Below are 13,873 nucleotides of genomic sequence, written 5' to 3'. Positions count from 1 at the left end.
TGACATCATCCCCACGGACCGACATGTGACGACGTGCAGCGGCTGGTACCGGCGCGCTTCGGCGCGGACGGGCGGCACCCCTCCGGCCGCCCGTCCGCGCACCCGCGCGTCCCTACGGCGTCCAGCGGTACAGCAGCACCTTGTTGAACAGGTCGTCCTCGACCTGGACCAGATAGTCGCCGTTGGACCTGCGGGTCGCGGTGATGCCGTACGGCACGTCGACCCACCCCGTACGTTCGACGCCGCCGACGTTGGCGCCGGGCTGCCAGGTCCCGACCGGGCTGGCGTCGGCGGCCCTCCACACCCAGATCTGCCCGCGCGTCGCGATACCGGAGATGAAGATGTAGTCGCCCGCGAAGGCCAGACTCACCATCGTCACGATCGGGTTGGCGGCGGTGTCCCAGGGCAGCAGCAGCGTCCAGGTCGGGGTGCGGTTGCCGGTGCTCCACTTGTCGTAGCGCACCAGGACCTTGCCGCACTCCTTCCAGTGGGCGTTGTCGAAGACCTGGTCAGGGGTGTAGCCGACCATGTACATCACGTCGGTGGCCACGTCGTAGTGCAGACGGCGGACGACGCTGAACGGCGCGGGCAGCGCGATCGTCTCCCGGCTCGCGTACGTGTAGACCGGGTTGCCCTGCGCGTCGAAGCCCTGCAACGGGTAGCGGCGCAGGTCGCGGTCGCCGCCCTCCCAGATGTCGCCCCGGTCGTCGACGTACCAGACCCAGCAGTTGCCGGGGGAGTTGCTGCCGTCGCCCGGCTGGATGAACTCCCCGGCCTCGAAGGCGCCGTTGCCGCTCAGGTCGCGCCAGATCCACTGACCCGAGGCGGGCTGGTTCGGCGGCCAGTTGGGGTCGTCGCCCGGATCGGCGCCCGACCAGTGCGCCTTGAAGATCGCCCCCGACGGCTTCGCGATCTCGCCCTGGAAGCGGTAGATGAGCAGGTGACCGCAGTACATGCCCGTCACGTACATGTACATCTGCCCGTTGAGCCGCTTCAGGAAGGGCGAGGTGGCGTGGTGGTGATGGCCGGGCAGGAACAGCCGCGCGTCCTGCGGGTAGTTGACCGAGTCGAGGGTGTAGCCGCGCCAGGTCGCGTCGGTGCCGGGCTGCCGCGCGTAGTTGACGGTGTAGTGATTCTGCTTGGTGTAGACCTCGACGCCGTCGGAGGCCGGGTCGAAGTCGGCGGAGTCCACGAAGGCGCTGCCCTGGAGCTGCCACACCACGGCCCCGGCCGCGGTGAACTTCCGCAGCCAGGTGCCGAATTCGTACATCGCGACATAGACGTTGCCCGCGGCGTCGCCGCCGACGCCGACGATGCCGAAGAACTTGTCCGCGGTGACCCGGCCCGGTGTCCCCGCGCCGATGCCGCCCGCCTGGCCGAGGCTGCGGGCCCGGGTGGGCGTACCGGACAGGCCGGTGTACGTGTGGACTTGGCGCAGCGGGCCGTTGTCGCCGACGAGGAGGTCGCCGTGGACGTCCACGGCGAGCGAGGTGGGCAGCCAGTCGGCGGAGGGGCCGCTGATCGTTCCGGCCAGCGCCGCGCCGGTGTTGGAGAAGTGCAGGATCTGCGCCGGATGCGCGGGGTCGGCGTGCCAGAAGTGGCCGTCGTTGGCGTCGCGCGTGACATTCGCGACCACCCAGATCTCGCCGTTGGCGCCGATCGCCACCGCGCCGGGCTTGTTGACGCTCCAACTGCGCAGCAGCGCACCGCTGGCGGCGTCGAAGACCTTGACGAGGTTGGCCGCCCGGTCGGTGGCGACCACCTGCGTCGCCGAGGCCGCGGCGGCGGCGGGCGAACTGCCCACGGCGTAGGTCAGCGAGGTGGCGGCGCCGTTCAGACCGAAGCGCGTCAGGCCGTTGCCGACGCTGAGATAGACGTACGAGTCGTTGACCGCCACCGCGTCGCCGTTCGCGCCGTGGCAGTTCCCGATGAGATGGCCGTCCTTGTAGATGCCGGCGTAGTTCCCGCCCTCGTCCCAGAAGCTGACGGTGTAGACGGTGCCGTCCTTGGCGACGGCGATGTTGAAGACGAAGTCCTGCACCCACTCGGTGGCCCCGGAGAAGGTGTTCCCGGTCCAGGAAGTGACCACGTTCGGCAGGGTGTTGGTCGGGATCGCGGTGGCCACCGGGGGCGCGGCGAGCGGTCCTGACGCGCCGGTGGGCGCGGCGGGCGGCGGGGCGGCGGCCCGCGCCGCGGAGGTGACGGCGGCCGGAAGCGCCACGGCGGCTCCGGCGACGATCGCGGCGTTCCTGCCGTAGGCCAGCATCCGCCGGCGGGAGACCGCGCCGGTACCGCGCGGGGTGTGACGGGGTGCGGGGGGATTGTCTGCGGGTTCCTGCTCGCTCATGTTCGGGGTCCTCCGTCGTGGGGCCGACACCTTCGAGCCGGTCTGGCGGTACACGAGTGACCGTTCACTTGACGGGAGGTAAAGCTAGGACTCGCCGCACCCGGCGTCAATGGCGCGTACCTCTTCCGCTCGGCGGCGATCGGTTCTACGATGAGTACGCGTCATGTGAACGGTCACTGAAGAATCGAGGATGCCCCGTGTCGGACCGGCCGACTCTGCGTACCGTCGCGGCCGAGGCGGGTGTCTCCCACCAGACGGTCTCCCGGGTGATCAACGGCGACCGTACGGTCACCGACGCCGTACGCGACCGGGTGCTGGTCGCCATGCGGACGCTCGACTACCGGCCGAGCGCCGGTGCCCGCGCCCTGGCCAGCGGCCGTACCGAGGTGATCGGCGTCGTCCTGCCGCACAACCCCGGATTCGCCTTCTCCAACGACCACTTGATCCGCCTGGTGCAGGGCGCCGACCAGGAACTGACCTCGCGCGGCTACGGGTTGCTGCTGTCCACCCGCGAGGTGGCCGACGAACCCGCCTCCGCCTACCGCCGGTTCGTCCAGCGCCGCCAGGTCGACGGCCTGCTGGTCGAGGCCGGAACCGGCGGGGAGTCGCTGCCCGCCCTGCGGTCCGCCGGATATCCCACCGTGGTCATCGGCTACACCGCCGAAGACCTCACCTGCGTCCACCCCGACGACGAGGGCGGCGCCTACGCGGTCGCCCAGCACCTGCTGGCCCTCGGCCACCGCCGGATCGGCGTGGTCAACGGCCCGCGGGAGAACCGGCTCGCGATGGCCGCCCGGCTGCGCGGGCTGCACCGCGCCCTGGCCGACGCGCACCGCACTGTCCCCGACGACCTCATGGAGCACGGCGACTTCACCGCCGCGTCCGGCTACGCGGCGGCCGAACGGCTCATGGCCCACCCGGAACCGCCCACCGCGATCTTCGCCTTCAACGACGGCATGGCCCTGGGCGCGCTGCGCTGGCTGCGCGAGCACGGACACGCCCTGCCCGCCGACGTGTCCGTGGCGGGCTTCGACGACACCGAGGCCGCCGACCTCGTCGACCCGACGCTGACCAGCGTCAACCTGCACAGCGTCGACGTGGGCCGACGCGCCGCACAGATCCTGCTCGACCTGCTGGACGGCCGCCCGCCGGCCCAGCGCGAGAACGTCATGCCCAGCACGCTCAAGGTCCGCGCGTCCACAGCGCCGCCGCGCGCGGCCGGTTGAGCACCCGCCGCCCCGCGCGATCCCGCCCCGCGTCAGCCCCGCTTCGCGCAAGCCCGCCGCACATCAGCCCCGCCCCGCGCGGTCCCGCCGCCTGACGCGTCAGCCCCGACTCGTACACCCCCTATGGGTACGCCCCAGACCCCCGGAAAGGACCGGTCGCACCGATGGACCACGCCCAGAACCGGAGCGAAAGCCCGGACGCCTGCGCCTACGTCGAGGACGTATCACCCGGCAACGGCCGGCTGCGGCCCCGCGCGTCGTTCGACTCCGACGCACCCGCCCTCGACCTGAACGGCGACTGGAGCTTCCGGCTCGGCGACGGTCTCCACGACGTGACCGTGGGCTTCGAGGCCCCGGAGTTCGACGCCGCCGAGTGGACGACGGTCCCCGTGCCCTCGTCCTGGCAGATGGACGGCGTCCCCGGACCCGGCCGCTTCGGCACACCCGCGTACACCAACGTCACCTTCCCGATCCCCGTCGACCCGCCGCGCGTGCCCGACGAGAACCCGACAGGCGAGTACCGCAGGGAGTTCGACGTCGCGGAGGGCTTCGCCGACGGCGGCACCGCGGTGCTCCGCTTCGAGGGCGTCGACTCCGCCTTCGCGGTCTGGCTCAACGGCCGGCCGCTCGGCGACGGCAAGGGCAGCCGGCTGCCCACCGAATTCGACGTCACCGACACCCTGCGGACCGGCCGCAACGTGCTGGCCGTACGGGTCCACCAGTGGTCGTCCGCCAGCTACTTGGAAGACCAGGACATGTGGTGGCTGTCGGGTGTCTTCCGCCCCGTACGGCTGCTGGTCCGGCCGGCCGGCGGCATCGCCGACTTCTTCGTGCACGCCGACTACGACCACCACTCCGGCACCGGCACCCTGCGGGTCGACGTCGACGGCGCGGGCGACGCGCGCCTGAGCGTCCCCGAACTCGGCATCACCGACGCCGATCCCGCCGGTCCGCACACCGCGCCGGGCGTCACCCCCTGGAGCGACGAACAGCCCCGGCTCTACGCGGGCGAACTCGTCACGGCCACCGAACGCGTCCCGCTGCGTATCGGCTTCCGCCGGGTCGTGGTCGAGGACGGCGTCGTCACCGCCAACGGCAGGCCGCTCGTCTTCCGCGGCGTCAACCGGCACGAATGGGACCCGGTCAGGGGCCGCGCGCTGACCCGCGAGACGATGCTCGCCGACGTGCTGCTGATGAAGCGGCACAACATCAACGCCGTGCGGACCAGCCACTATCCGCCCGCCGCCGCCTTCCTCGACCTCTGCGACGAACACGGCCTGTGGGTGGTCGACGAGTGCGACCTGGAGACCCACGGCTTCTCGGAGAACGGCTGGCGCCGCAACCCCTCAGACGAGCCCGAGTGGCGCCCCGCGCTGCTCGACCGGGCCGAGCGGATGGTCGAGCGCGACAAGAACCACCCCAGCGTCGTGATGTGGTCGCTCGGCAACGAGTCCGGCGTCGGCGCGAATCTCGCGGCCATGGCCGAGTGGATCCGCGACCGCGACCCCGACCGGCTGATCCACTACGAGGGCGACTGGGACGACTGCGCCTACACCGACGTGTACTCGGTGATGTACCCCGACTACGCGTTCGTGGCGGCGGTCGCCGCGCGCCAGGAACCGCTCACCGGCGACCCGGCCAACGACGCCCGCAGGCGCGCGATGCCGTTCCTGCTGTGCGAGTACGCCCACGCGATGGGCAACGGCCCCGGCGGACTGCGCCAGTACCAGGAGCTGTTCGAGAGCAGCCCCCGGCTGGCGGGCGGCTTCGTCTGGGAGTGGATCGACCACGGCGTCGCCCAGCGCGACGAGGAGGGCACGCTCTTCTACGCCTACGGAGGCGACTTCGGCGAGCCCGTCCACGACGGCAACTTCGTCGCCGACGGCCTGGTCTTCCCCGACCGCACCCCCTCTCCCGGACTCCTGGAGTACGCGAAGGTCATCGAGCCGGTCAGGATCATCGCCCGCCGCGACGGCGGCGGAGTCGAGATCCGCAATCTGCACCACACGCGGGACACCGGCTACCTGCGCTGGGTCTGGCTGCTCGAAGTCGACGGCGTGCAGGCGGGGGAGGGCGCGTGGGAGGTTCCGGTGACCGGCCCCGGCGACACCCGCCGCGCGGACTGGCCCGACAGCCTGGCCAAGGTGCTCGCCGCGGCGGGACCGGGGGAGCGCTGGGTGACCCTCAGCGCGCAGCTCGGCGCGGACGAGTCGTGGGCCGGAGCCGGGCACACCGTCGCCTGGTCCCAGTTCGCCCCGGACGGCAACGCCGCGACCACGCTGACGGCGGGACCCGCGGGCGCGGCTTCCACCACGACCACGCTGACGGCGGCACCTGCGGGCGCGGCTTCCACCACGACCACCCCTCGGGCGCGCCGCCGCGGAACGATCAGCCTCGGCGCCGGACAGTTCGACGCGGCCGACGGACGGCTGCTCCGCCTCGGTGACCTGGCGCTCGAAGGCCCCCGCGTCGACCTGTGGCGGGCCCCGATCGACAACGACGGCCGGTCGCCGCTCCTGGCCGCCTGGCACCGCAGCGGCCTGCACCGGCTCCGGCACAAGGTGCTGGAGATCTCGACGGGCGAGGCGAGCCTCACGGTGAGGACCAGGATCGCCCCGGCGGGCCTGGACCTCGCGATGCTGGCGGACTACCACTGGACCACCGGGCCCGGAGACCGGCTCGTGCTCACCGTCGACACCCGGCCCGTCGGCACCTGGGAGGTACCGCTGCCCCGGCTCGGCGTCGCGCTGACCCTCCCGGCGGCGCTCGACCGGCTGAGCTGGTTCGGCCCCGGTCCCGGCGAGTCCTACCGGGACAGCGAGGAGGCCGTCCGCGTCGGGCGGTACGCGACCACGGTCGCCGAGGCGCAGACGCCGTACGTGTACCCGCAGGAGAACGGCAACCGGCGGCATGTGCGCTGGGCCCGCCTCACCGGTCCCGAAGGCGACTCCGCGGGGCCCGGTCTGGAGATCACCGGCAGCCCCTGGTTCGACCTGACCGCGCGGCCCTGGTCCACCGCGGCGCTGGCGGCGGCCAGGCACACCGCCGACCTCAGGCCCGACGGCCGTATCCACCTCAATGTCGACCTCGAACACCACGGCCTCGGCAGCGCCTCCTGCGGACACGCATTGCAGCCCCGGCACCATCTGGCCGCCGTACCGGGCCGCTTCACCCTCGGGTTCGGTCTGACGGAAGGGGAGGCGGCAGCCGATGGCGTAGGGTGATTTCGGCGACCCCGGCGGCGGTATGATCCGAGCGTGAGACAACGTTGGCCCTCCCCTCGGCGCCGCGTCGCCGAGGGGAGCAGCACGTGAGTACACCGAGCCCGAGCCCGAGCGCGGCCCCGCGGCGGCCGACGATGACCGACGTCGCCCGGGAGGCCGACGTCAGTCTCAAAACGGTCTCGCGTGTGGTCAACGGCGTGTCCACCGTCGATCCGGAGATGGCCGAGCGGGTCAGGGCCGCCGTGGTGCGGCTCGGCTTCCGCCGCAACAACATGGCCAGGGACCTGCGCACGCAGTCCACCTCGGCCACGGTCGGCCTGCTCATCGAGGACCTGGCCAACCCGTTCTACGCGGGCATCGCCGCCGCCGCGGCGCAGTGCGCCCTGGAGAACGACACCCTGCTGATCACCGCGAGTTCCGAGGAGGACGCCGAGCGGGAACGCCGACTGCTGTTGCAGATGTGCGAGCGACGCGTCGACGGGCTGCTGGTCGTACCGGCCGGCAGCACCGCCGACCACGTCTACCTGCGCGCGGAGATCGACATGGGCACCCCCGCGGTGTTCCTCGACCGGCCGCCCACCAACCTGCGCGCGGACACCGTGCTCATCGACAACGCGGCGGGCGCGCGGTCCGCGATCGAGCATCTGACGGCTCGCGGCCACGAGCGGATCGGCGTGGTCTCGGACTGGCTGAGCATCCACCCCATGGTCGAGCGGCTGTCGGCCGCCGAGACCGCGCTGGAGCGGGCTGGGCTGCCGTACCGCCCCGACCTGATCAGATACGGCCTGCACACCGTGCGCGACACCGAGGCCGCCGTCGAGCGGATGCTCACCGGGCCGCAGCCGCCGACCGCGCTGTTCGCGCTGAACAACCGGCTCACGCTCGGCGTGCTCGGCGCGCTGAACCGGCTCGGCGGCGAGGCCGGCGCGGGCGGCCCGGGCAGCGCCGTCGAAGTGGTGGGCTTCGACGACTTCGAGACCGCCGCGCTGATGGCCCACCCGCTGACCGTGGTGTCCTACGACGCCCGCGCCATCGGCCGGATCGGCGCGGAACTGCTCTTCAGGCGGATCGCGGGGGACAAGTCGCGGCCCCAGACGGTGGTCATCCCCACCACCCTGGTCGAGCACGGCGCGGCGCGGCCGGGCGCCGGACGGTGACCGGCGCGGGGGCCCCGCCGAGTCCCGCGCGGGACTGAACCGGGCCGCAGTCGGTCCTGTTCAGGCCCCGCCCCCCACGCCCACCCCGCACTCACCCCCGCGAACGTCCCCACTCGCCACGCAACCGGCGCGGTCCCGTACCGCTACCGCGCCGAGACTCATGCCGGTACGGGCCGCCCCGTGCGCCGTTTCCCGGCCGGCGAGGGCGGCGCGCCACTGTGCGCCCAACGGGATGTCCACCCAGTCCGGTTCGCCGGTGCGGTGGTCCACGACGGGACCCTCACCGACCCCGGCCCCGGCCCCGACCCCGACCCCGACCACGGCCCCGCCGGGGACGGAGATGTCCGGCGCGTGCGGGTAAACGGCTTGTGACACGGGCGCTCTCCGGATCTGTGCGCGGGATTTCTCTGTCACTCGCGCGAAAACTCTAGGCAACGTTGTCTCAGGTGGCTAGGGTTCAGCACGACCGCCTGCGGAGGGCGGCCGGGTCGGGCCTCCTGCCCCGGTGCTCCTTCCGGTATGCGTGGTTGATCTGTCGACAGCCGTCAGGACGTAGCTGACCAGGCACGAAGGCGCCGCCTGTCGGTGAGCGCGCACGGCCGGAGCCGTGGTGCGGGCGTCGTGATCCCCTCCAACCCCCTGGGGGACGCCGCTCGTCTCGTCAGGCAACGTTGTCTCAGCTGGTCAGACATGGTTCCCCGACCTCGGAAAGGAGCGGTGATGGCCGACTTCGCCAGTCCGGCGCAGTTGTGGGCCGCACGCGACGCCCTGCGTGTGCGGGGCGCTGCGGTCAGCCTGCTGACGGACGGCGCGCGGCTGAGCGTCGAGCCCGCGGGCGGTCACGTGGCCGGTGCGGACGGGGGCGCCGGGCGTCCCGTGGACGCCGACGTGCTCGAACTGCGCGCCGACGCGGCCACAACGGCCGTACTGCGGCTGGACGTTCCGCTCGGCGACGCGGCGGGTTACTGGCATCCGGGGGCGGGCTGGGACCGGCACCTGGTGGCGGACTGGGCCAACCCCTGGCGCACCGTCGGCCTGGTCGACTCCGCGCCGCTGGGCTGCCTGTACGACACGGCGGGCCGCGCGCTGCTGGCCTTCGCGTCCGACCGGATCGCGGCCACCACGCGGGTCAGATTCGGTGTCGGCGAGGAGTCGGCCCGCTTCGGCGTGTGGCTCTCGATGGACCTCGCGGCGGGGGAGACCTGTCGGATTCGCGTCCAGGCCCCGGGCCGCCCGTGGGCCGAGGCCGTACGGGAGGTGACCGGCGGTCTCGCGGACGCCGCGCCGCTGCCCGTACCCGACGCGGCCCGCGCCCCCGCGTACTCGACCTGGTACTCGATGCACCGCGAGCTGACGGCGGCGGGCGTCGAGGCCGAAGCCGTGCTCGCCGCCGAAATGGGCTGCGGGGTGCTGCTGTTGGACGACGGCTGGCAGCTCCACGCGGACGGTCCCGGCTACTCCGGCAGTGGCGCGTGGACCCCGGACCCGGCCAAATTCCCCGACTTCGCCGCGCATGTGAGGACCGTGCAGGGCCTGGACCTGCGGTACGTGGCCTGGATCGCACCCCTGCTGGTCGGCGAACGCACCCCGGCGTACGAGGAGTTGGCGCGGGTCGCGCCGCACGAGGTGACGCGGCTCGGCTGCCGGGTCCTCGACCCGCGCCGCCCGGCCGCCCGGCGCTTCGCCGTCGACTCCTGCGTCGACCTCGTCCGGCGCTACGGCCTGGACGGGCTCAAGATCGACTTCCTGGACTTCGCGATGGCGTACGCGGCGGAGGAGTACGCGGCTGAGGAACTCGCGGGCGGGGACCACGCGGCCGAGGTCCACGCGGTCGAAGTCCACGCGGTCGAAGTCCACAAGGTCGAGGTCCATGGGGCCGACCGGCCGACTGCCGAAGAGAACGCCGCAGACGAGAACGTCAGGACCGGCCGCGATGACGGCACCGGTGCGGGCCGTGGTGCCTCCACAGACGCCGGTACCGGTGTCGCCACCGCCGCCGGACCTGACACCGGCGGAGGCACCGGCACCGGCACCGGTAAGGACACCTGCCGAGGCGTCACCGCGGAGGCGCCCGCCGACCTCGCCGTCGCGGACGTCGCCGATGTGGGCCTGGGCATACGGCTGTTGCTCACCGAACTGCGCGAGCGGCTGCGTGAACTGCGCGGCGACGAGCTGCTGATCGAGCTGCGACAGCCCTACACCGGCCCCGGCATGCGGCGCTTCGGCAACATGTTCCGGGCCGCCGACTGCCCGGGGGACGCCACCGCCAACCGGGTCCGCACGCTGGACACCGGCGTGCTCGCCGGATCGGCGGCGGTCCACTCGGACATGCTGATGTGGGACCCGGCCGCCCCGGCGGAGGCGGCGGCCCGACAGCTGCACTCCGCGCTGTTCTCGGCACCGCAGATCTCCGTCGCGCTGGCCGGACAGAGTGCGGAGCACCGCGCGATGACCGCCTTCTGGCTCGGCGTCCGGCGGACGTACGCCGATGTCCTCGGCCGGGGCGAGATCCGCGCCGGACGCCCCGACCAGCTCCACCAGACGGTGACGGCCGCCCTGGGCCGGCGCGCCGTCATCGCCTGCTACGCCGAACACCACGTCGTCCCGCTCCAGTTGGCGGAGTTCACCGAGGTCGCCCTGGTGAACTCCACCGCCGGGCCGCGCGTGGTCCTGGACATCGAGGACCCCGGCGTCGAGCGGCCGGGCGTGGCGGGCGTGGCGGGCGTGGCAGGCATGGCTGGCGTGGCAGGCGTGTCGGGCCTGGACATCGACGCTCCTGGCGTCGCCGGGCCCGGCGTCCGCGTCCGGCTGGACGTCTTCGACGCCTGCGGCAGACCCGCCGCCTCGGGCCCGCGCACGCTCGGCCCCGGACTCACCCCGATCGCCGTCCCGCCCTCCGGCCTGTGCGTCATCCGGCCGGTGGCACCCGAACAATCCCCGCGCTGAACCCTGGAGAGGACCGACCGTGACAGACAGCCACGCCAGATCCGACCGCACCACCCCGGCGACGCCGACCTCGGTGACGGCCACCCCCGCGGAGGTCTCCCGGCGCAAGGTCGTGGGCTACGGAGCAGCCGCCGTCGCGGGCGCCGCCGCCGCGAGCGCCATGGACTGGGGCCTGGCGCCGAGCGCCCGCGCCGCGGCGCCCGAGGGCACGGCGGCAGCCGCCGCGCTGCCCGTGGTCGCCTTCGGATTCTCCGACCCGACCGGCCTCTACCCGGTGACCGGTACGGCGAAGGCCGCCCCCGGCCTGCTCGTGGTCTTCAACCCCACGACGGCGCTCAGCGGTTCGGTCACCTGGTCGGTCGCCGCCCGCGCCGGGGCGCCGCTGAACAGCGGCACCACCGCGTTCACCGCCCCGGCCGGTACGCAGACCACCACCACGATCCCGCTGGGCTCGTACGATCCCGACCACTACGCCGTCACGGCCACCGTCACCAACGCCTCCGGTGCCCAACTGCTGTCGCAGACACTCGGGTTGGGCGTGATCCGGCCGACCGTGGCGGGCCGCAGGCCGAACTCGGCGTTCGGGCTGGGCATCCGCTCGGAGTCGACTCCCGCCATCACCCGCCAGATCGCCCAGCGCATCGGCGTCAAGTGGTGCCGGGGCATCGACGCCGTGCAGCCGGACACCGTCTGCCCGTCCCCCGGCGTCTTCTGGCAGCAGCCGCAGATCGACGCGGCGCGGGCCGAGATCGCCGACTGGCACGCCCACGGCATCGAGGCCCTCGCCGGCATCAACTACAACATGTCGTGGAATGTGCAGCCCGGCCCGGACGGCAAGCCGGTGAAGACCTACCAGAACCGGCCCAAGGACCTGGTCGCGCACGCCGAGATGGTCTACCACTGCATCGCGCCGCTCCAGGACCTGGTCCCCAACTGGGAGGTGTGGAACGAGCCCTGGGTGCACGGCTGGGCATGGATGACCGGTGACGCCCAGGACTACCGCGACATGTGCAAGCTGATCTGGGACCGGGTGAAGCCCGAGTTCCCCGACGTGAATCTGATCGGCGGCGGCTCGGTCACGTACAACCGCGACATCGTGTACGCGCGGGGCTCCAAGGACACCGGCTACATCGACGGCTCGGTGAACCACGCCTACGGCTACCCCGACGCCACGCAGTACGCGATGACCAAGACGCAGGTCAAGATGGACCGCCTCTGGTCGCGCACCCAGGGCCGCGCCGGGCAGTGGCAGACCGAACTGGGCAACGCCGACGCCAACTTCACCCATCTGCCGGCCGGACAGGCCGGGTACGGCGTGGCCCGCACGGTGGCGCCGACGTACCTGCTGCACATGCTCGCGGGCGCCGAGGAGGACTCGCCGATCCGGATCTTCTGGTTCTCGCTGTCCTACGACAAGACCTACTCCGGCGTCGAGTTCAACATCTACGACATCGCCACGAAGTCCCCCAAGCCCGCCGTCGTCGCCTACGCGACCATGACGAGCCTGCTGGAAGACGCCACGCTGGAAGAGGAGTTGTACCCGAACGCCAAGTCGACGTGGGGCTTTCTGTTCCGCGGCGCCGACGGCAAGGGCCGGGCCGCCGTCTACGCCGACCAGCTCTACGACGGCACGATGGAGGACCAGAGCGCCGGGTACAACGGCACCGTCACCCTCAACGGCGCGCAGGGCGTGCGGGTCTACGACTACCTCGGCCGCCGCCTAGCCGACGGAGCCTCGCCGTCCGTCACGCTCCAGGTCAAGCCGTGGGAAGTCCTGTACTTCGACAGCGATCTGAGTCCTGAGGCGCTGAAGTCGGTGCTGACCACGGGTGCCGCCTTCGACTACGACACCCCGCTGAAGGTCGAGGTCCAGTCCTTCACCAGGCCGCTGGGCGCGAGCAGCACCATCGACGTCCTGGTGGAGAACGTCTCGCCGCAGACGCAGAACGCGAAGGTCGTGATCACCCCGCCGTCCGGCTGGCAGGTGTCGCTGTCGGTCTCGCCGTGGATCAGCCTCAAGCCCGGCCAGTCGAAGACGCTGACCTTCCCCGTGACGTCGTTCACGGCCAACTCCGCGAACCAGTACGAGATCGGCTACGACATCACGGTGCCGCGCGGCTCGGCCCAGGTGCACCAGACCGGGACCCGGAAGGTGCAGCTCGCGTATCTGCCGTTCCGTCAGATCACCGTCGGCGGAAGCGCCAGCCAGTGGAACGACGTCGTCCCGGTGACGATGACCAGCACCGGCGCGGCCGGTGACACCAGGACGTACAGCCTCCAGGCCGCCTGGGACGACGGCTTCCTGTACTTCAGGGCGCTGATCGAGGACGACGTCCAGCTCTCCAACGTGCCCTTCGCGGCGAACGAGTACCTCTTCCCGTTCAAGGCGGACAGCATCCAGCTCGGCTTCGACGCGGTCGCCCACAAGACCGAGGATCTGCTGGTCGGGGACGCGCACTACGAGAAGTGCCTGCGGTCGCTCTCCCACCTGTACGTCGTCACGCTCGCCACCGGAGGCGTCCCCGAACTGCACCGGCAGCTCGCGCCCGGCACCAACTACCAGACGTACTACCCGACCAACGCGACGCTCCCGACGCCGCTGGGCCCGATGGACGCGAAGGCGGACAGCGGCACCGAGGGCCGGGTGCTGGTGTCGCGGGACGACGTCAACAAGGTGACCAGGTACGAGGTCGCGCTCGCCTGGAGCCAACTCCCCGAGGTGGCAGCCGCGGTGAAGAGCGCGCAGCCCGGCGCCGTCACCCCGATGTCCTTCGCCTTCCAGGTGACGGACGCGGGAACCGGCGGTCACGGCGCCACGTACTGGACGACCGTCGCGGAGCCGCCCACGTCCGGCTGCTACAACTTCGCGCCGTTCTGGGGCACCGGCGCCCAGTTCACCGGCGGTCGCGTGGACACCCGCTGGGGCATCGGCAGTTGACCGTCCCGCGCACCCCGTAACACCTCTTCGCACAG

6 protein-coding genes are annotated in these 13,873 nt (G+C 72.2%); 5 read left to right on the top strand and 1 reads right to left on the bottom strand.

The annotated features are described in order from the left end of the window. Positions 1-112: 112 nt before the first annotated feature. Entirely contained in the window at positions 113-2,347 is a 2,235-nt protein-coding gene (locus tag ACFZAM_RS21685; protein WP_391048315.1) for a hypothetical protein, read from the bottom strand. 197 nt (positions 2,348-2,544) lie between these two features. Between ACFZAM_RS21685 and ACFZAM_RS21680 the strand changes: the two genes are divergently transcribed. The 5 genes from ACFZAM_RS21680 to ACFZAM_RS21660 all read left to right on the top strand — a co-directional run bounded on the left by ACFZAM_RS21680 (position 2,545) and on the right by ACFZAM_RS21660 (position 13,838). After that, the gene (locus tag ACFZAM_RS21680) at positions 2,545-3,573 is read left to right on the top strand and encodes a substrate-binding domain-containing protein (protein ID WP_391048314.1); all 1,029 of its coding nucleotides are present in this window, start codon (positions 2,545-2,547) and stop codon (positions 3,571-3,573) included. A 164-nt stretch (positions 3,574-3,737) separates the two neighbouring features. Next, positions 3,738-6,797, top strand: a complete 3,060-nt coding sequence (locus ACFZAM_RS21675) for a glycoside hydrolase family 2 TIM barrel-domain containing protein (RefSeq protein WP_391048311.1) — start codon at positions 3,738-3,740, stop codon at positions 6,795-6,797. Positions 6,798-6,883: 86 nt separating this feature from the next. Next, positions 6,884-7,954, top strand: a complete 1,071-nt coding sequence (locus ACFZAM_RS21670) for a substrate-binding domain-containing protein (protein ID WP_391048309.1) — start codon at positions 6,884-6,886, stop codon at positions 7,952-7,954. Between the two features lie 720 nt (positions 7,955-8,674). Beyond that, the gene (locus tag ACFZAM_RS21665) at positions 8,675-10,900 is read left to right on the top strand and encodes an alpha-galactosidase (protein ID WP_391048307.1); all 2,226 of its coding nucleotides are present in this window, start codon (positions 8,675-8,677) and stop codon (positions 10,898-10,900) included. Between the two features lie 19 nt (positions 10,901-10,919). Continuing rightward, positions 10,920-13,838 carry a hypothetical protein gene (locus ACFZAM_RS21660; protein WP_391048305.1) on the top strand — a complete coding sequence of 973 codons (2,919 nt, stop codon included), beginning with the start codon at positions 10,920-10,922 and terminating at the stop codon, positions 13,836-13,838. Positions 13,839-13,873: the final 35 nt, after the last annotated feature.

Origin of the sequence: Streptomyces sp. NPDC008079, assembly GCF_042957385.1 — a bacterium.
Classification (GTDB): Bacteria; Actinomycetota; Actinomycetes; order Streptomycetales; family Streptomycetaceae; genus Actinacidiphila.
The sequence above is the reverse complement of the archived record's forward strand: the minus strand, read 5'-3'. Positions and strand labels throughout refer to the sequence as shown.

Coding starts and splice junctions, on each gene's coding strand:
- ACFZAM_RS21685 (WP_391048315.1), bottom strand. CDS start 2,347: ATGAGCGAGCAGGAACCCGCAGACAATCCCCCCGCACCCCGTCACACC.
- ACFZAM_RS21675 (WP_391048311.1), top strand. CDS start 3,738: ATGGACCACGCCCAGAACCGGAGCGAAAGCCCGGACGCCTGCGCCTAC.
- ACFZAM_RS21665 (WP_391048307.1), top strand. CDS start 8,675: ATGGCCGACTTCGCCAGTCCGGCGCAGTTGTGGGCCGCACGCGACGCC.